Raw genomic sequence first — 19828 nt, 5'->3', positions numbered from 1 at the left:
TCCTAAATTCCCGCTGCGTATCGTACGAGCGTTTCTGGGGTCATCTTGTCGTCTGATAGTTCTGCCGCTATCCGACCTTCGCGCATCACGATAACGCGGTCGGACATGCCCAGGATTTCTGGGATTTCCGAACTGACCATAATGACCGCCAATCCCTGAGCAGTCAGCTCCGCCATGAATTCGTGAACTGCGGCCTTCGAGCCGATGTCGATGCCCTTGGTTGGCTCGTCTAGAATAATAACCTTTGGTTGGGTGGCGAGCCATTTGGCTATGACCACCTTCTGCTGGTTTCCGCCCGAGAGATTGCCAACGTCAGTGTCCAGAGAGGCCGCGCGAAGATCGAGCCTTTCGGTGTATTCGCGAGCCAGTTTGAACTCTTCGGCCAGCCTCAGAAATCCGTTCTTTGAGGTGCGGCCAAGCGAGGGCAGGGTGACGTTTTGGAAAATCGGAAGCGCTGTGATTGCGCCCTGTCGGCCGCGGTCTTCAGGCACGTAGACGATGCCCTTGCCAACGGCGTCGGCAGGCGACCGGATGACCGCGCGTTTGCCGTCGATTGTCACCTTACCTGCTGAGGGGCGCGTTATTCCAAATAGCGATTGCATAAACTCTGAACGGCCCGCGCCAACCAGGCCGTAGAAGCCCAGAATTTCTCCGCGGCGCAGAGTGAAACTGATATCGGCGAATTCGGTCGGATGTTCGTAGCCTTCTACCACCAGTATCTGATCGCCAGCATTGTGTTCACGGTCGGGGAAGATCTGGCTGACATCCCGGCCGACCATCAACTTAACCAACTCTGCCTCGCACACATCTGCGATAGCACCGTTGCCCACCAACGCCCCGTCCCGGAAAACCGTGTAGTTGTCGGCAATGCGGAAAATTTCATCAAATTTGTGGCTGATGAATAGGATAGCCTTGCCTTGCGCTTTCAACCCTTCGATAAGTTCATAAAGTTCTTCGATTTCCTTCTGGCTGAGCGCGGCGGTCGGCTCGTCCATTATTACCACGCGCGCGTCGATCGACAGCGCGCGGGCAATCGCCACGAGATGCTTGTTTGCAATCCCCAGGTCTTTGAGTTTCGTTCTGGGATCGATGTTGGCACCAATGGCTTCCAGGATTTCGCGAGCCTTCTCCATCATCGCAGTTGTGTCGATCAGGCCGAAACGCCAGCGTGGTGCGTGACCCAGAAACACGTTTTCTGCCACCGACAATTCGTCGAATAGAACTGTCTCTTGGTGGATCGCGGTGACGCCGGCGTTGCCAGCGTCCTGAGCGGTTGGGAACCGAACGGGCGAACCATCGATCTCTATCTGGCCACCATCCGGTTGATAGATGCCGGTCAAAATCTTGACGACAGTCGATTTTCCAGCGCCATTCTCTCCGACCAGTGCCGTGACCCTGCCGGGGAAAAGCTCAAGCGAAACCTCAGACAAAGCCGTAACGCCCGGAAACGTCTTCGTTACCCCGTTCAGCGAAAGAACCGGTACGTTGGTTTCAGCCCTGGTGAGCGTGGGCTCGGGATCTGCTTCCATTAACATCAGGTTCGGCTAGCCATATCGGAGGAGTGCCGGCGCAACTATACCGCTGCGCCGATTTGTTTCAGCGATCAGAATATGTCTTTGAACTGATCAATATTCGACGCGTCGTAAGTGAACGGGTCTGACATTGCGGCAGAGTTCGTGTCATCCAGAGTCACCGAGCCCATGCGCCCCGTTGGAATCTCTGCACCTGGCTCGGCCGCTGCAGCACCTGAGGCCAAGGCGTGCGCAATCATCGTCGCCGAGTAGCCAAGGTCGATCGGGTTCCAGATTGCGAAGCTTTCTGTGGCGCCGGATTCGACGCAGCCTGCCATCTCGGATGGTAGCCCCAAGCCGGTAACGTTTATCTCACCGATCTTGCCCGCATCAGACACGGCCTGACAAGACGCAAGAATACCAACCGTTGTCGGTGCGATGATGGCCTTGAGGTCCGGGTAGGACGCCATCAGGCCTTGTGCTTCGCGATAAGATTTGTCCGAAAGATCATCGCCATAGACTGTTGCGACCAATTCAATGCCTTCGTAGTTCGGCAGGACCTCTTCTGCAGCAGCAATCCATGCGTTCTGGTTTGTGGCCGTAGCCGATGCCGACAAGATTGCCACCTGGCCGCCATCTGGCATATGGTCAGCCGCGAGTTTGATGATTGTGTTGCCGATCAGCGGGGTCGAGGACGGGTTCAGATGCATCATCCGACCCTCTTCGTTGACGCCTGAATCCCACGATATGACCGTGATGCCACGCTGCATCGCACGCTGGAGGGCAGGAGATACGGCGTCCGGGTCGTTGGCGGAGATCGCGATGGCGTCGACGCCTTGGGCGATCAGAGAGTTTATGACTTCAATCTGGCCCTCCGCGGTGGTGTCGGTCGGACCGGTATAGATGACTTCGACATTACCGAGCTCTGCCGCTGCCTCCTCAGCACCTTCCGCAGCCGCTTCAAAAAAGCCGATACCCAGCGCCTTGACGACAAGCGCGATGCGCATGTCATCTTGTGCGTGCACAGCACTTCCCGCCAGCATGGCGGCCGCGATTGCTGTGCCACCGAAGAGTCTTCTGGTCATGCTCATGGTTAATCCTCCCTGTCGAGCGATTGTGAATGGTTCGCTTAGGTCGAACCGGTTTCAGCCGCGGCGTTCATTTCCGCCACGATCAGTTTGATTTCGGCAGCCTCCAGCATCGCCGCAGCCCGGTCGGAGATACCCGCATCTGTAATAACGACGTCGATACGATCCAGCGGGCAGAGTACGAGGCTGGAGCGAGACTCGAATTTGCTGCTATCGACCAACACGACCAACTCGTCCGCTTGACCCATGAGCTTTTCCTCGGCCTGGATAAGCAGGGGATCACCCTCCATCAAACCAAGCGGGCCAATGCCCTGAGCCCCCATGAACATGCGGCGCGCATAGAAATTGCGCGAGACATCATTCTCGAACGGAGACAGGATAATGTTCTGTTCACGGTATATCGCACCACCAGGCAGCATGACCGTGTTCTTGGAGTGCTTCAGCAGGTGCTCTGCAATCGGAAACGAATTGGTAAAGACCTGCATGCGCCGGTTGGCTAGTGGATGCACCATCTGGAACGTCGTGGTGCCCCCGTTAATAATGATCGGATCGCCATCTTCGCACAGCTCGGCTGCGGCCTGAGCAATGGACTGCTTTTCATCAATGCGAATAGCTTCGTTTACGGCAAACGTCCGCCCTGCAAGTCCGACGAATTGAGGTGGCGCGATCGCTTCGGCGCCTCCACGAACACGGCGGAGCTTTTTCTCCATGTGAAGCGTAGCAATGTCCCGTCGAATGGTGGCTTCAGAAGCACCGGTCAGCCCACAAAGATCGGTGACGCTGGCGAATGGGCGGTCCTGAACCGCCGACAAGATTACAGTATGACGCTCAGTTTCGTGCAATTGTGCCTCCCTTGGCCCAGCACGATGTCCAGATTCGCATAACCTGTCAATCATTTTCACTCACAATCAATCATGCTGCAATGCAGAATGATTGATTGTGATCGTTTTTGATTGACAAAATGACACAACCTCCGCACCCTCGCTTGCAACGCACAGCCTGAATTTGGACGCAGCCGGAGGGTCAGATGTTGAAGACCGTTGAAAAACAACCCCTTGAGAATCTCTGGGAAGACAGTGCTGCAGCAAAGATGAGCGAGTCGGAGAAGCTTCTTTATCGCTCTAACCTTCTAGGATCGGATAAACGCATTACCAACTACGGCGGCGGCAATACGTCAGCCAAGGCAATGGAGCGCGATCCACTGACAGGCGAGGATGTCGAAGTCCTTTGGGTCAAAGGCTCGGGCGGCGATATTGGGTCTATCAAAATGGACGGGTTCGCGACGCTTTACATGAAAAAGCTGGTTGCCTTGAAGGGTCTCTACCGCGGCGTTGAGTTTGAGGATGAGATGGTCGGCTATCTCCCACATTGCACGTTCAAACTGAATCCACGCGCGGCCTCCATCGACACTCCGCTCCATGCCTATGTCACGAAGAAACATGTCGACCACCTCCACCCGGACGCCATCATCGCGATCGCGGCTTCGAAGAACTCTAAAGAGCTAACGCATGAAATCTTCGGCGGCGAGATTGGCTGGCTTCCGTGGAAGCGCCCGGGCTTTGAACTGGGCTTATGGCTTGAGGATTTCTGCAAAAGAAACCCAGAGGCCAAGGGCGTCGTGCTTGAATCACACGGGCTCTTCACTTGGGCGGACGACGCCAAGGAATGCTATGAACTTTCGCTTGCGATCATTCAGAAAGCAATGGACTGGTTCGAGGCGAAGACAGCTGATGTCGCGGCTTTTGGCGGCGCTGTTCACGAAAGCCTTTCGCCAGCCAATCGTCGTGCCGTTGTCGCGCGTCTTATGCCACCGATCCGTGGGATGGTTTCAGGCAAACAGCATATGGTCGGCCATTTCGATGATAGCGACGCCGTCCTCGAATTCGTCAACGCAAAACACATTCGTCCCCTCGCAGCACTTGGTACGTCTTGCCCGGACCACTTCTTAAGGACAAAAATCCGACCGTTGGTCGTAGATTTCGACCCGGCCAAGAACAATATCGATGCCGTGTTGAAAGGGCTGCCCGCTCAGGTTTCTGCATATCGCGATGACTACGCCGCCTACTATGAGCGCTGTAGACACGACGATAGTCCTGCGATCCGAGACCCGAATGCTGTTGTTTATCTTATCCCGGGTGTCGGCATGATCACTTTTGCCAAGGACAAAGCCACCGCGCGCATTTCGGGCGAGTTCTATATCAATGCTATCAACGTGATGCGTGGTGCTTCTTCTGTCAGCGAATATGTCGGACTGCCCGAGCAGGAAGCTTTTGACATCGAATACTGGCTTCTGGAAGAGGCCAAACTTCAGCGTATGCCCAAACCAAAATCGCTTGCCGGGCGCATCGCGCTTGTCACTGGTGGCGCCGGTGGAATTGGTGCGGCAACGGCTGAAAGGTACCTTTCGGAAGGGGCGTGCGTCGTGCTGGCCGACATTGACGCGGACGCTCTTGGAGCCGTCGCCGACAACCTGACATCCCGCTATTCGGATGATGTTGTTCACAGCGTCAAGATGGACGTAACCAATGAGAATGCTGTCTTTGCGGCCTTCGCTGAGACAGCCGTTGAGTTTGGCGGCATCGATATTCTTGTTTCAAACGCGGGTATCGCCTCATCGGCTCCAGTCGAGGAAACTACGCTCGCGCTGTGGAACAAGAATATGGATGTTTTATCCACTGGTTACTTCCTCGTCACTCGCGAAGCGTTCAAGATCCTGCGCACCCAAGGCATTGGAGGATCGATCGTCTTCGTCGGTTCCAAGAACGGTCTTGCAGCCAGCCCCAACGCCTCGGCCTACTGTACGGCCAAGGCATCCGAACTTCACCTCGCCCGATGCCTAGCGCTAGAGGGGGCGGAGGCAGGTATACGCGTCAACGTCGTCAACCCTGATGCGGTTCTTCGTGGGTCTCGCATCTGGGAGGGCGAGTGGCTCGACCAACGCGCATCGACCTACGGAACCGACAAAGACGGCCTTGAAGAAATGTATCGCCAACGTTCGATGCTAAAGCGCTCGGTTTTGCCGGAGGACATTGCTGAGGCGGCCTATTTCTTTGCGTCTGACAAGTCGGCAAAATCGACCGGTAACATAATCAATGTCGACGCGGGTAACGTTCAGGCCTTCACGCGTTAAGAGAGGAAGCCCATGACCTACGACAGCGCAAAGGCGGTTTTTGCAGAATGGGGTGTTGATACCGAGGCAGCCCTCGATCGACTTGCTACGATTCCGATCTCGATGCATTGCTGGCAAGGTGACGACGTGATGGGCTTTGAAAAACGAAGCGGCACTTCGGGCGGTGGCATTCAGGCGACCGGCAACCATCCAGGCCGCGCTCGAACGCCGGATGAACTCCGCGCCGACCTCGAATTCGCCTATTGTCAGATCCCCGGCATACACAGGCTCAACCTGCACGCTATTTACCTCGACACGGACGAGACGCCCGATCGGGACGAAATCGAATACCACCACTTCGCACCATGGGTCGATTGGGCCAAGGATCAGGGGATTGGCATTGATTTCAATCCGACTTTCTTTGCGCATGCGAAGGCCGACGACAATCTGACCCTCAGCCACCCTGACGAGGGCATCCGCGATTTCTGGATCGAACACGGCCGCCGTACGCGCGACATCGCAGCAAAGATTGGTGAAAAGCTTGGTTCGTCAGCCGTCAACAACATTTGGGTGCCCGACGGCTACAAAGATATCCCAGTGGATCGCATGGCCGCACGCGCACGGCTTGAGGCCTCACTCGATGCCATGCGCGCCGAGACCCAGGACCCCGCCCAGATGGTTGATGCGGTCGAGAGCAAGCTCTTTGGTATCGGTGTCGAGGCCTGCACCGTTGGCAGCCATGAATTCTACATGGGTTACGCAATCCGCAAAGGTACGCTTCTGTGCCTCGACATGGGGCATTTCCATCCCACTGAGAACATTGCCGACAAACTGAGTTCCGTGGCGCTCTCGCTTGACGAAATCCTCCTCCACGTCTCACGCCCCATGCGTTGGGACAGCGATCACGTGATCCTGCTGAATGACGACATTCAGGCGATGGCGAACGAGCTCGTGTTCGCCAACCTGCTTGACAGGACACGCATCGGGCTGGATTTCTTTGATGCGACGATCAGCAGAACGGCCGCTTGGGTGATCGGGACACGGAACATGCAAAAGGCACTCTTGCGATCTCTGCTTATGCCGCTAACAGAACTTAAAAGCGCAGAAGCTACGCTGGACTTCACAAAGCGTCTCATTTTCACCGAAGAGCTCAAAGACCTACCCTATGGGGTAGTCTGGCAAGAGTTCTGCGAAAGGCATGACGTGCCTTGCGGCCATGCCCTTTCAGGCTCGCTGGACGCCTATCAGGCGAGCGTGAGCAGACGCGGATAAATCACCTAAGCTTAAAGGTGGCTTTGTTCGCATCATGTAACTTCAGCCACCCTATTATTTTGCGCTTGCACTGAGCGGCTGGTTCGACAGGCCGCTACGAGAAGGTCCGTACTCAGAGGTTTAGCACCGCGTGATCCATGTCGACACCACGTTCCGCCATGATTTCTTCCAGATCCCGCTAGAAGATAGCGTGAAAGATCACGTCTTTCGGAAAATGTGCACCTTTGAACGAGATCGTCACGGCCGGTTCCTGTCACGTTTAGTGCGCGTCACCAGAACTGCTTTCGATCTCACAGGTGGGGCAAAGTTTGCAACAGAACCTTCGATGCCGATAACCCTCACAACGGTTACGAATATTGTGAGAGATCAACGCAGCATTCTTTCAGAGATGTCTTCGAGTAGGGCATACAGCTCGAAATCTCCGCCTTTCTCTGCAAGCCCTTTGTCATGCAGAATGAAAGATAGCCCGTGCACAAAGCTCCACAATAAGAACCCTCGTCTACGTACCTCGTCAGTGATTCCCGGTTCTCCGAGACATTTTGCAACCTCGGTCAAAAGAATCTCAAAGCTTTGTTGGCCGCTTTCTTCAAGCTGGGGATCTGCGATGCGATCCGTAAAGCCACCAAATTTCAACCTGAAAATTCCCGGCTCGTTGAGGGCGAAAGCAACATACTCCATCCCAATTGCGGTGATGCGCTCGGGCGATCCTTCAGGAACGCCCTCAAGTGCGGCAAGCATTTTATTTCGGTGACGCTCCATGCCTTCAAGAACAGTCGCAACCAGCATTTCTGTCTTGTTTTTGAAATGCTTGTAGGGGGCCGCAGTCGAAACGCCCGCCCGTCTGCACGCCTCAGACACGGAAAATCTATCCGGACCTTTCTCTTCAACCAGCTGTCGGGTTGCCTCGATCAATGCAGCGCGGAGATCGCCGTGATGATAGGCTTTCTTGCCAACAGCATGACCGGTCGCCTGGCCAGTTGAAGTGTGAATTTTTTCTGTGCTGCTCATGATCCAACATGTGCCAGATCACGTATCTCTTGTCAAAGTGAGAACTTCTAACATATGTTAGAGATGCTAACTTGATGAGGTCCCCAAATGCCGAATCCTGCAAATTCATCTGCTGAAGCGACCAAACCGAGCCTATTTGTACGTGTGTTCCGCGGCACTGTGCGTCTGGGAGTGACCGTCAGTTTTATAGCCGTTGCAGCGGCCGCAGTTTACTTCGGTGCGTCCGAGCTCACACGCCGGGCAGATGCTGTTCCTTCACCGGACGCTGCGGCAGTGACGCCGGTCTCGGCAACGCCAATCACGTCGGAGAGCGCCTATACAGTCGACCGTGTGTTCATCGGTCAGGTCGAACCACAGCGTTCGGCAGATATTTCATTCGAGCTGAACGGAACGCTTGATCAGATTCTGGTGGATGAGGGCGACGAGGTTGCCAAGGGCCAACTTCTGGCGACGCTGGACACTGCTCTGTTGGAGGTCGAACGTGAGCGTCTGACCGCATCACGCGATGCCATCTCAGCCCAGCTCGCATTTGCCAAGAAAACAGTTGAGCGAAACGCCAAACTCATCGAACAGGGATTCACCAGCCAAGCCCGTTTGGACGAAGCAGTTTCCCTGCAAGACGAATTGTTGTCCAGAATCGGCGAACTGGATGCGGCCATGCGTGATGTGACCGTTCGGATCGAGAAATCCAGTATCGAGGCCCCATTTGCTGGTCAAATAACCGCGCGACACGTGGACGGAGGTGAAACTCTGCGATCGGGTGAGCTGGTTCTGGGAATGGTCGAGGTCGTGTCCCCGCAGGTTCGGATCGGTATCCCTCTCGATGTTGATCCGGAGCTGCTGACTGATGTTGAGATCGAAATAGCAGGTCAAAGCTATCGCGCCGAGCTTGCAACTTTGCGGCCCGACATTGACCCGGTGACCCGAACCCGCACTGCGCTGTTCGATCTGAAGAACGCGCCAGACGTTGCTTTCGGACAAACCGCACGTGTTCATGTACTGGATCCCGTCCAGAGTGCGGGGACCTGGGTGCCCACGACATCGTTGAAGGAAGGTACGCGTGGGCAATGGACACTTCTGGTTGCTGACGCACAGAAGATTGTACGCCTGGCAACGGTCGAAGTTCTGCACGCTGAAGATGACCGCGTTTTCGTACGCGGCGCGTTTCCAGAAGGCACTGTTCTGATCGACCAAGGGCCACAGCGCGTTACCGTTGGCCAGCGTGTCGCTTTCAACACGGGCGAGTAACGGAGCGATCTGATGGAAACTCTTACTTTTCGCCACCCCCGGCTGGTCGCCCTTATCATTTTGGTGCTTGTATCTGCAGGTCTTTCTTCGTTCTTATCGTTGGGCCGGCAGGAAGACCCAACGATTACCAACCTCTTCGCAACTGTGACGACGCAGTTCCCGGGTGCAGACCCGGAGCGGGTCGAAGCGCTGGTTACCGCAGAAATCGAAGAAGAACTGCGGAAAATCTCCGAAGTGGATGAGATCAGTTCTGTCTCACGCTCGGGCGTGTCGGTTGTTTCGGTCGAGTTGCTGGAAACGCTGGATGAAGCCACCATTGAGCAGGTTTGGGCCGAAGCGCGGGATGCCGTTGAAGACGCGCGACAGAACTTCCCGGCAGGAGTATTGCCGCCAGAGTTTGATGCTGAAGGTATTGCCGCCTATTCCGCTGTTATTGCGGTTGCAGCCGAGGACCCCGACTTCCCGCTAACATTGTTGTCACGTCATGCCGAAGCATTGGGTGACAGATTGCGTGCGATACCTGCGACACGAGCAGTGGACTATTTCGGTCAGCCGGATGAAGAGGTGCTTGTAAGCGTCGATATGGACAAGGCTGCTGCGCTTGGGCTTAGCGCGGCCGAGATATCCCAGCGGATCGCAGAAGCAGATGGCAAGGTTCAGTCTGGGCGGTTGCAGTCCGATGTCGACCTGACCATCGGCATCAGCGGGGAGATTGAGACTTTGGACCGCATTCGAAGCATCGTCCTGCGTGAAAACGCAGACGGTGCCGTGGTGCAGCTTGGAGATATTGCCAGCGTAGACCGGGGTGGGCGCGAACCGCAGTCCTCAATCGCGTTTGCCAACGGAAAACCTTCGGTTCTGATCGGGGTTCTGGCGCAGGACGGCGTGCAGATCGACCGCTGGACTGGTTTTCTTCGGGATGAGCTTGCGGCAGGCGCCGAACTGGTACCTCTGGGCATACAGGAAATACTACTGTTTGATCAAAGCCAGTACACGACGGATCGTTTGTCAGAGGTCGGGATTAACATGGCAATTGGCGTGGCGCTGGTGGTGTCTGTTTTGTTCATAACCTTGGGGGTTCGGGCCGCTGCGATTGTGGCGTTGGTACTGCCTGTCGTCTCATTGGCAACTCTGGCGACGATGAACATGATTGGATTGCCCATTCATCAGATGTCCGTGACGGGCCTGATTGTTGCTCTCGGTCTGCTCGTTGACGCAGCCATCGTGATGACCGATGAGATTCGACGCCGTCTGCAGGATGGGATGGAGCGACTTGCAGCCGTGCGAGATGCTGTTCGCCGGTTGGCCGCGCCGTTACTGGCATCGACTGTCACAACGGCGCTTGCCTTCACGCCGATGATCTTGCTGCCGGGGCCCGCAGGCGACTTTGTCGGTGCCATCGCGATCGCTGTGGTGCTTATGCTTGTCTGGTCCCTGGTCGTGGCCTTGACGGTGACTCCGGCGATTGCGGGCTGGGTACTGTCCGATCGCCCAGATGCGGGAATGCTGAGCAGTGGCGTCAGCATTCCGCCGCTTGCCCGTATGTTCGAGGCCTCAATCCGCTTGTCCGTTGCCAACCCAGTGCGATCCATCGCGTTGGCGTTGGTCTTGCCCGTGCTTGGCTTTGCGGCCTTTCCAACGCTGACCGCGCAATTCTTCCCCGGCGTCGACCGAAACCAATTCTATATCGAGGTCGACATGCCGGGTGGAACATCAATTGCCACCACCGAAGCAACCGCCCGTCAGATCGATGAAATGCTGCTGGCTGATGACGGCGTAAAAAGTGTCTACTGGACAGTCGGAGAGTCCGGCCCTGCATTCTACTACAACATCGTCGGCAACCGTTCACGCGAGCCCGGGTTTGCACAGGCCATGATCACGACCGACACGGCCGACGACGCAGCTCGCCTTGTCGGAGCCCTGCAGGGTCGTCTGGATACCGACTTTCCTGACGCGCAAATCATCGTTCGCAGTCTTGTGCAAGGCCCTCCGGTCGCCGCACCGGTTGAGGTTAAAATTCAGGGGCAAGACATCACGGTTTTGCGCAATCTCGGCGACGAGGTGCGGTCCGTTATGGCCAATCTCGACCTGGTGACTCAGGCGCGCGCCAGCGTGAACGGCGGCAACCCTCAAATCCGGTTCGAGATTGATGAGGTCAAAGCCCGTCTGCTGGGATTGGACGTCGCGGATATAGCGGGTCAGCTGGACACGGCGCTTGTTGGCATCACCGGTGGATCACTGATCGAAGGGACTGAACAGTTGCCGGTGCGTGTTCGTTTGGGTGACGAGGTGCGATCAGACCTAAGCGCTATTGTCAGTATGCCCATTCTGTTGCCGAACGCTGCCGCCATATCCGCGACCGGAGTGTTCCCCGCTGTACCTTTGTCGGAACTCGCCAGACCGGTTATCGAACCTGCAGAGAGCGTCATAACCCGAACGGATGGCGTACGCGAGAACACCATACAGGCGTTTATCGTGCCGGGTGTTTTGCCCGAAGAGGCTTTGCAGGACGTTCTAGAAGCGCTTGATGCGTCCGGGTTTGTGTTGCCGCAAGGCTATTCGATGTCCTTAGGCGGCGACAGTGATGCCCGATCCAACACCGTGGGCAATTTGCTTGCCTCTGTCGGATTGATTGTCACGCTCTCCATCGCGACCATTGTGCTTACCTTCAACTCATTCCGGTTGACTCTTGTGACCTTGGTCGTGTGCGTATTGTCTGCGGGCCTTTCAATGCTGTCACTGGCCGTCATGCAATTCCCGTTTGGCATAACTGCAATTATCGGAGTAATCGGTTCAATAGGGGTTTCGATCAACGCGGCGATCATTATCCTAACCGGGTTGCAACAAGACGATCAGGCCAGCCAGGGTGATCGGGCGGCGATGGCGCGCGTTGTCACTGGTTCCAGCCGACACATCATCTCGACAACAATCACGACTTTCGGTGGCTTCCTGCCCCTTATCTTAGGAGGAGGAGCTTTTTGGCCTCCGTTTGCAGTGGCGATCGCCGGTGGTGTTCTGTTGTCGACAGTAGTGTCGTTCTACTTCACCCCGCCTGTGTTCGCGTTGGTGTATCGTGGCAAATTCAAAAATCGGCGGGTAGCCAACCAACAACCTTCTGACCCCAACAATCCAGTTGTTGCGCTCGCGGCGGAATGAGGGTCGGGACAGTGTCTACTGACAAATTATTTTGGCTCAAGGCCATCGTTGTTCGAATTGACGGTTTATTTCGTTAAAAACTCACGCTTGAGCAAGCGGTTTGTCGAACTGCATGTTATCTAAAGTATATTGCCGGGCGGCAGCCTAGTCCGCCTTGGTGGCCGCAATCAAGACGGGCAGGCTTCACGCTTGCTCGCGTCGTAGCGCAAACGCCGTCTGGCATAAGGGTCCTCTTTTCCCTCGCAACCGAGCCATTCTTTCGGAGTCAAACTGTTCTTATTTAAAATTTCAAGCTTGAAATAAAAATGAGTTGCCCGCAGACTTAGTTCAAGAATCGGGGCAAGGAGAGGGATTGTATGCGTATCGCCTGTCTTGGTGGCGGCCCGGCAGGGCTTTATTGCGCGATCTCGATGAAGCTGCGCGACCCGACCCATGAGGTTGTTGTTGTGGAGCGAAACAAGAGGGACGACACCTTTGGTTGGGGCGTCGTGCTCTCTGATGAAACGCTCGACAACCTCGCGTCAAATGACAGCATAAGCGCTGCGGCAATCCGTGCAAACTTTGCCTATTGGGATGACGTGGCCTTGCATTTCAAAGGTGAGCGACTGGTATCTTCGGGCCATGGGTTCTGCGGTATCGGACGCAAGACGCTGCTTCTTTTGCTTCAGGACCGGGCGCGAGAACTGGGCGTCGAATTGCGTTTTGAAACTGAGATCGAAAGCGTCGAAACTTATGCTGCCGAGTTCGATCTTGTCGTGGCCAGCGATGGGCTGAATTCAAAAACGCGCGCGCATTATGCAGATGTATTCAAACCCGAGATCGACGAACGGCTTTGTCAGTTCGTTTGGCTGGGGACGCATCAGCGTTTTGATGACGCGTTTACCTTCATCTTTGAGGAAACCGACAAAGGGTGGGTCTGGGCCCATGCCTATCAATTCGATGATGAGACTGCGACCTTCATTGTCGAATGTTCGCAATCCACTTTCGACGCGTATCGCTTTGGCGAGATGAGCCAAGACGAAAGCATCGCCGTCTGCCAGCACATCTTCAAAGATCACCTAGGCGGGCATGCTTTGATGACGAATGCCAATCATATCCGTGGTTCCGCCTGGCTACGGTTTCCGCGTGTGCTTTGCGAACAATGGCATCATGAGAATATCGTGTTGATGGGCGATGCCGCAGCCTCGGCGCATTTTTCGATCGGCTCTGGCACGAAGCTGGCGTTGGAGTCGGCGATCGCCCTGGCCGACTTGCTGCATAGCGAGGTGGACACAGGCGTTGCCCTTGCGCGCTATCAAGAGGATCGCAGGCTTGAAGTGTTGCGTTTGCAATCAGCGGCGCGCAACTCGCTGGAGTGGTTTGAAACTGTGGAGCGCTACTTCGATCTGGAGCCGGTACAGCTCAACTATTCCATGTTGACCCGGAGCCAGCGGATCAGCCATGAAAACCTGCGCGAACGCGACAAGGATTGGTTGGAAAGCGCCGAGCGTTGGTTCATGACGCGTTCAGGTATGCCAGAGGACGCACCCCTGCGCTCTCCGATGTTCACGCCGTTTAAGCTGCGAGAGATGACACTCAAGAACCGGATCGTTGTGTCGCCCATGGCGCAGTATAGGGCTGTGGACGGTGCACCGACGGATTGGCATTTGGCGCATTATGGAGAGCGGGCCAAAGGCGGGGCCGGGCTGGTCTATACTGAAATGACTTGCGTCAGCGCAGAGGGCCGGATCACACCCGGCTGTCCGGGGCTTTACGCAACGGAACATGAGGTTGCTTGGCGGCGCCTGACTGGATTTGTGCACGAACACACCGATGCAAAGATTTGCTGTCAGATCGGGCATTCGGGGCGCAAGGGTTCGACCCAATTGGGTTGGGAGGTCATGGACGCGCCGCTTGCGGAAGGGAATTGGGACCTGGTCAGTGCTTCTGCCCTTCCTTGGTCGCCAAACAACGCAACACCCCGCGAAATCACCCGAGCGGAGATAAACGAGATCAAGGACCAGTTTGTTGAAAGCGTACGCATGGCTGATCGGGCCGAATTCGACATGATCGAGCTGCACGCGGCGCACGGGTATCTTGTTTCGTCCTTTATCTCGCCCATGTCGAACGCACGCACCGATGAATACGGTGGCGCACTCGAAAACCGCCTGCGATGGCCGTTGGAGGTATTTGCCGCCATGCGTGCAGCCTGGCCAAAGGCCAAGCCGATATCGGTTCGAATCTCGGCGAATGACTGGGTTGGAGATGCGGGTGTAACACCTGAGGAAGCCGTGTTGATCGCAAAAGCCTTTCAATCGGCGGGGGCGGACTTGATTGACGTGTCGGCGGGGCAAACCACAGTTGAGGCTCAGCCGGTCTATGGCCGCATGTTCCAGACGCCGTTTAGTGACCGTATTCGCAACGACGCGGGTATTCCAACGATGGCAGTCGGCAACATCTATGAAGCTGATCACGCGAATTCGATCCTCATGGCTGGGCGCGCTGATCTTGTTGCGGTCGGGCGTCCACATCTGGCGGATCCATACTGGACCTTGCACGAGGCCGCACGCATCGGCGACAGGGCGGCTCCTGATTGGCCACTTCCCTATCTGGCAGGACGAGATCAGGCCTGGCGTTTGGCAGATCGCGAAGCGGAGATGCTTAAAGTATGAGACGGGTTTTGGTCACGGGCGGAGGTACAGGTATCGGGCGTGCGATTGCCCATGCCTTTGCTGACGCGGGCGACGCTGTCACGATTACAGGCCGAAGAAGCGATATGCTTGAAGACGCCAGCGCTGGGCGTTCAATCACTTGGCAGACCGCTGACGTCACAAAAGAGCCAGAGGTCGAAGCGCTTTTTGACGCGCCATTCGACGTGGTGATTGCAAATGCCGGGGGCGGTTCCTCTGGCAAGGTTTCAAAGACGTCGCTTGCGTCCTGGGAAAAGACTCTGTCGGTCAATTTGACAGGCACGTTTCTGACCTTTCGCGCAGCCTTGAACACGATGGGCGCTGGCGGGCGCCTGATTGCAATTGCGTCGACTGCCGCCCTGAAAGGGAACGCATCGGTTCCCGCTTATTCTGCCGCCAAACATGGTGTTGTCGGGCTGGTTCGATCCATCGCTTTGGATGTTGCGAAGTCGGGGATCACGTGTAACGCGATCTGTCCCGGCTTTACGGATACTGCGCTGGCAGATGAGGCTATATCCGGGCTTATGAAACGGTTTGATATGAACCGGGCTGAGGCGACGACAATGGTTGCGTCGGGCAATCCCCAGGCACGACTCATTGACCCGAGTGAAGTGGCCGCAACAGCATTGTTTTTGGCGTCTAAGCAAGCCGCCGCGATCAACGGTCATGCATTGTCAATGTCGGGAGGTGAGATATGAATCCACAACCGCAACCCGACCAGAAACCTCTGTCAAAGGAGCGGCTGCGCCTTTGGCTCAGGATTTTGAAGCTTTCGTCTTCGGTCCAGGCAGATCTGCGCCGTAGGCTCCGAGATAATCACGATACGACGCTTCCGCGATTTGATGTGATGGCAGCCCTATCGCGCTATCCTGACGGGTTAAAAATGAGCGAGCTTTCCGACTATCTGAAAGTCTCCAACGGTAACATTACTGGAATTATCGACCGCTTGGCGGAAGAAGGCCTTGCGCTTCGTGTTGCGGTGCCAGGAGACCGGCGTGCCATGATCGCGCGCTTAACACCCAAAGGCACCAAAGCATTCGCGGATTTGGCGCAGCACCATGAAGAATGGATAGACGATATGTTGGGCAACCTGACGCGTGAGGACACAAAAACCCTGACCCGTCTTTTGAACAAAGCCCTGGATGATCGGAACACGTGATGAACCTGCCTCAGCCAAAGCACTTTCGCTGCAAAATCGTCGACGGCATTGCCCGTATTGCCCATGATCGACCGGATCGAAAAAATCCGTTTACGTTCGACAGCTATGCAGAAATGCGCGATTGGTTCCGTGCCCTTGCCTATTCGGACGATGTCCACGCGGTTGTGATCTTGCCAAACGGTGGCAATTTCAGTTCTGGCGGAGATGTGCATGACATCATCGGGCCGCTCACCCGGATGACCATGAAAGAGCTTCTGGCCTTCACGCGTATGACCGGAGATTTGGTCAAGGCGATGATCCATTGTGGCAAGCCGATCATTGCGGCCGTTGATGGGGTCTGCGCGGGTGCAGGCGCGATTATGGCCATGGCGTCTGATCTGCGCATTTCCGGACCGGATACAAAAGTTGCGTTTCTGTTCAACAAGGTGGGGCTTGCAGGCTGCGATATGGGGGCTTGCGCGATGCTACCTCGGATTATCGGGCAGGGGCGCGCTGCGGAATTGCTTTATACCGGGCGCAACATGCGCGCAGAAGAGGGCGAGCGCTGGGGGTTTTTCAACTCTGTAACCTCTGCTGAAGAGCTTGAGGCGGCGGCGATTGCCCTTGCCGAACGGATTGCCACCGGGCCGACCTTTGCCAATGCGATGACCAAGACGATGCTAGCGCAGGAATGGAATATGAGCCTGGATCAGGCGATCGAGGCCGAGGCGCAGGCACAGGCCATCTGTATGCAGGGCCAGGATTTTACGCGTGCCTATGAAGCCTTTATTGCCAAAGAAAAACCAGTTTTCGGGGGAGATTGATGGCGGATCAAACCTTTCTTCACTGGCCCTTCTTTGATGCCGAACACCGCAACTGGGCGGCCTATGTGGAAGAGATTGCCCAAGGGCTGAATATAGATCACGGCGATACGGACGCGGCCTGCCAGGCGCTGGTTGCAGAGCTGGGAAAGGCAGGCGTTCTTGCGCCGACGTCCAATAAGGACGGCGTGTTCGACGTCCGCAAGCTGTGCCTTTCGCGTGAGATTCTGGCACGCCATGACGGGTTGGCCGATTTCGCCTTTGCCATGCAGGGGTTGGGGACTGGAGCAATCACGCTGTTTGGAACGCCCGAACAGAAGGCCGCATGGCTTCCAAAGACGCGCGCCGGGCAGGTGATTTCCGCCTTTGCACTTACCGAGTCGGGCTCGGGTTCAGATGTTGCGGCCAACACCATGACAGCGACGCGCGATGGCGATCATTTCATCCTTAGTGGCGAGAAAACCTGGATCTCGAATGGCGGGATTGCTGATGTCTACACGGTCTTTGCGAACACGGGTGAAGCGCCGGGTACCAAGGGCATGTCGGCCTTTATCGTCACGCCAGACTTGCCGGGTTTTGATGTTGCAGAGCGTCTTGATACCATCGCGCCACATCCTTTGGCGACCTTGCGGTTTACGGAATGTCGTGTTCCCGCCAGCGGTATGATTGGGAATCCGGGGCAAGGCTTCAAAATCGCAATGTCTGTATTGGATGTGTTTCGTGCCAGCGTGGCGGCAGCGGCTTTGGGCTTTGCGCGCCGCGCGCTGGATGAAGCACTTGGGCGCGTTTCCTCCCGGCACGTGCAAGGGTCTCCGTTGTTTGATTTACAACTGGTTCAGGGGCATATCGCTGACATGGCTTTGGATGTCGATGCGGCGGCTTTGTTGATTTACCGCGCTGCATGGATGCGCGACAGGGGTGCCCCGCGCATCACCCGCGAGGCGGCGATGGCAAAGCTGTTTGCCACGGATCAGGCGCAACATGTGATAGACAAGGCGGTTCAGCTTTTTGGTGGAGACGGCGTAAGATCTGGGTCTTCAGTGGAAACGCTCTATCGCGAAATCCGGGCGCTGCGCATCTATGAAGGTGCGAGCGATGTTCAGAAAATCATCATAGCGCGCCAGACCATGACCGTGTTCGAGGGGGGTGCCTGATGCTCGGACCGACGGCGCATAGTGATGGTTTCGCGCGGGACAACCTGCCCAGGCAGGACAGTTGGCCTGATTTCTTGACGGCTGGATTTGAGTACCCAGAATATCTGAATGCCGGTGTGGAACTGACTGATGCGATGGTGGCCAAAGGGTTCGGAGATCACACGGCGCTGATCGGAAATGGTCGGCAGCGGACCTACAAAGAACTGACGGATTGGACAAACAGACTGGCACATGCACTGGTCGACGATCTGGATGTAAAACCAGGAAATCGTGTGTTGATCCGTTCGGCCAACAATCCGGCCATGGTGGCCTGCTGGCTTGCTGCTACGAAAGCAGGCGCTGTGGTGGTCAACACAATGCCGATGTTGCGTGCGGTCGAATTGCAAAAATATATCGAACTAGCCGAGATCACGCATGCGCTATGCGACACCCGACTGATGGATGAATTGGACCTTTGCGCAAAGGACTGTCCTTCTCTGCGCGTTGTGGCATTTGACGGGACAATGAACCATGATGCCGAGCTTGACGGGCTGGCGCTGGAAAAACCGGTGACGTTCGATGCGGTTCAGACGGGTCGTGACGATGTCGCCTTGTTGGGCTTTACCTCCGGCTCCACCGGTGCGCCCAAGGCAACCATGCATTTCCACCGCGACCTTCTTATGATTGCGGATGGTTATGCGCGGGAGGTGCTTAAGGTGGTGCCCGAAGATGTCTTTGTCGGTTCACCGCCATTGGCGTTTACATTCGGCTTGGGAGGACTAGCGATCTTCCCCCTCAGGTTCGGTGCAACAGCAACGCTGCTGGAAGACGCAACACCGCCGAATATGATCGACATTATCCAGAAGTATAAGGCGACGGTATCCTTCACAGCACCAACCGCCTATCGCGTGATGCTCTGCGCTATGGAAGAGGGGGTTGACCTTTCCAGTCTTCGGGCTGCCGTGTCCGCAGGAGAGACCTTGCCTGCCCCGGTTTATGAGGAGTGGATCGCAAAAACCGGCAAACCGATGCTGGACGGGATTGGGGCGACTGAGATGCTGCACATCTTTATCTCGAACCGTTTTGACGATCACCGTGCGGGTTGTACTGGCAAGCCTGTGACGGGGTACGAAGCCAAAATTCTGGCGCCTGACGGCAGCGAAGCGCCAATTGGCGAGGTTGGGCGACTGGCCGTGCGCGGCCCGACAGGGTGCCGATATCTGCGGGGCGACCGTCAGGACACCTATGTTCAGGATGGATGGAATGTCACGGGTGACAGCTTTCGCCGTGATGAGGATGGCTATTTCTATTTCGTAGCCCGCAATGACGACATGATAGTCTCCTCTGGTTACAATATCGCTGGGCCCGAGGTTGAAGCGGCCCTTCTGGGGCACGAAGCCGTTGCTGAATGTGGCGTCATCGGTGTGCCAGACGAGGCGCGGGGGTCAATTGTTCAAGCCCATATTGTTCTTGCTGAAAATGTCGAACCATCCGACGAGCTGCTCCAAGCTCTTCAGGACCATGTGAAAGCGACCGTTGCGCCCTTCAAATATCCACGTTCTATCCTTTTCCAGGATGAACTGCCAAAGACCCCAACAGGAAAGATTCAACGCTTCAGACTGAAAGAGGCGATTCCGGAACAAGAGTCGATATGAGCGTTATCGAGAGGACAAAG

14 protein-coding genes and 1 pseudogene are annotated in these 19828 nt (G+C 56.0%); 10 read left to right on the top strand and 5 right to left on the bottom strand.

Annotated features, from left to right (window positions below):
- Window positions 1-2: 2 nt before the first annotated feature.
- The 3 genes from ACR0EL_RS08610 to ACR0EL_RS08600 form a co-directional block, all read right to left on the bottom strand.
- On the bottom strand, window positions 3-1535 hold the full coding sequence (locus tag ACR0EL_RS08610) for a sugar ABC transporter ATP-binding protein (protein ID WP_480499408.1): 1533 nt from the start codon (window positions 1533-1535) through the stop codon (window positions 3-5).
- Window positions 1536-1603: 68 nt separating this feature from the next.
- Window positions 1604-2602 (bottom strand): rhamnose ABC transporter substrate-binding protein, encoded by a 999-nt coding sequence (gene rhaS / locus ACR0EL_RS08605; protein WP_480499407.1) that lies wholly within the window; start codon window positions 2600-2602, stop codon window positions 1604-1606.
- A gap of 38 nt (window positions 2603-2640) precedes the next feature.
- Window positions 2641-3441 (bottom strand): DeoR/GlpR family DNA-binding transcription regulator, encoded by an 801-nt coding sequence (locus tag ACR0EL_RS08600; RefSeq protein ID WP_480499406.1) that lies wholly within the window; start codon window positions 3439-3441, stop codon window positions 2641-2643.
- 185 nt (window positions 3442-3626) lie between these two features.
- Between ACR0EL_RS08600 and ACR0EL_RS08595 the strand changes: the two genes are divergently transcribed.
- Both ACR0EL_RS08595 and ACR0EL_RS08590 read left to right on the top strand, forming a co-directional pair.
- Window positions 3627-5729 (top strand): bifunctional rhamnulose-1-phosphate aldolase/short-chain dehydrogenase, encoded by a 2103-nt coding sequence (locus tag ACR0EL_RS08595; RefSeq protein WP_480499404.1) that lies wholly within the window; start codon window positions 3627-3629, stop codon window positions 5727-5729.
- 12 nt (window positions 5730-5741) lie between these two features.
- Window positions 5742-6980 carry an L-rhamnose isomerase gene (locus ACR0EL_RS08590; RefSeq protein ID WP_480499403.1) on the top strand — a complete coding sequence of 413 codons (1239 nt, stop codon included), beginning with the start codon at window positions 5742-5744 and terminating at the stop codon, window positions 6978-6980.
- A 118-nt stretch (window positions 6981-7098) separates the two neighbouring features.
- Here the strand turns inward: ACR0EL_RS08590 and ACR0EL_RS08585 are convergent.
- A pseudogene (locus tag ACR0EL_RS08585) lies at window positions 7099-7221 on the bottom strand (IS6 family transposase); the annotation flags it as partial.
- 125 nt (window positions 7222-7346) lie between these two features.
- Window positions 7347-7988, bottom strand: a complete 642-nt coding sequence (locus tag ACR0EL_RS08580) for a TetR/AcrR family transcriptional regulator (RefSeq protein WP_480499401.1) — start codon at window positions 7986-7988, stop codon at window positions 7347-7349.
- An 87-nt stretch (window positions 7989-8075) separates the two neighbouring features.
- On the opposite strand from ACR0EL_RS08580, the gene ACR0EL_RS08575 reads away from it, so the two are divergent.
- The 8 genes from ACR0EL_RS08575 to ACR0EL_RS08540 all read left to right on the top strand — a co-directional run bounded on the left by ACR0EL_RS08575 (window position 8076) and on the right by ACR0EL_RS08540 (window position 19808).
- Window positions 8076-9236 carry an efflux RND transporter periplasmic adaptor subunit gene (locus ACR0EL_RS08575; RefSeq protein ID WP_480499400.1) on the top strand — a complete coding sequence of 387 codons (1161 nt, stop codon included), beginning with the start codon at window positions 8076-8078 and terminating at the stop codon, window positions 9234-9236.
- A 12-nt stretch (window positions 9237-9248) separates the two neighbouring features.
- A complete protein-coding gene (locus ACR0EL_RS08570) occupies window positions 9249-12392 on the top strand; it encodes an efflux RND transporter permease subunit (RefSeq protein WP_480499398.1) in 3144 nt (1047 codons plus the stop codon).
- Between the two features lie 356 nt (window positions 12393-12748).
- On the top strand, window positions 12749-15043 hold the full coding sequence (locus tag ACR0EL_RS08565; protein ID WP_480499396.1) for a bifunctional salicylyl-CoA 5-hydroxylase/oxidoreductase: 2295 nt from the start codon (window positions 12749-12751) through the stop codon (window positions 15041-15043).
- Entirely contained in the window at window positions 15040-15759 is a 720-nt protein-coding gene (locus ACR0EL_RS08560) for an SDR family NAD(P)-dependent oxidoreductase (protein WP_480499395.1), read from the top strand. Before ACR0EL_RS08565 ends, ACR0EL_RS08560 begins: the two co-directional genes overlap by 4 nt.
- A complete protein-coding gene (locus tag ACR0EL_RS08555; RefSeq protein ID WP_480499393.1) occupies window positions 15756-16220 on the top strand; it encodes a MarR family winged helix-turn-helix transcriptional regulator in 465 nt (154 codons plus the stop codon). Before ACR0EL_RS08560 ends, ACR0EL_RS08555 begins: the two co-directional genes overlap by 4 nt.
- Window positions 16220-17023, top strand: a complete 804-nt coding sequence (locus ACR0EL_RS08550; protein WP_480499392.1) for an enoyl-CoA hydratase family protein — start codon at window positions 16220-16222, stop codon at window positions 17021-17023. Before ACR0EL_RS08555 ends, ACR0EL_RS08550 begins: the two co-directional genes overlap by 1 nt.
- Window positions 17023-18174 (top strand): acyl-CoA dehydrogenase family protein, encoded by a 1152-nt coding sequence (locus tag ACR0EL_RS08545; protein ID WP_480499391.1) that lies wholly within the window; start codon window positions 17023-17025, stop codon window positions 18172-18174. The genes ACR0EL_RS08550 and ACR0EL_RS08545 overlap by 1 nt, the downstream gene beginning before the upstream one ends.
- Window positions 18174-19808 carry an AMP-binding protein gene (locus ACR0EL_RS08540; RefSeq protein ID WP_480499390.1) on the top strand — a complete coding sequence of 545 codons (1635 nt, stop codon included), beginning with the start codon at window positions 18174-18176 and terminating at the stop codon, window positions 19806-19808. The genes ACR0EL_RS08545 and ACR0EL_RS08540 overlap by 1 nt, the downstream gene beginning before the upstream one ends.
- The last annotated feature ends 20 nt before the right edge of the window (window positions 19809-19828 follow it).

It is taken from the genome of Ruegeria sp. AH12 (genome assembly GCF_056541465.1).
The sequence above is the reverse complement of the archived record's forward strand: the minus strand, read 5'-3'. Positions and strand labels throughout refer to the sequence as shown.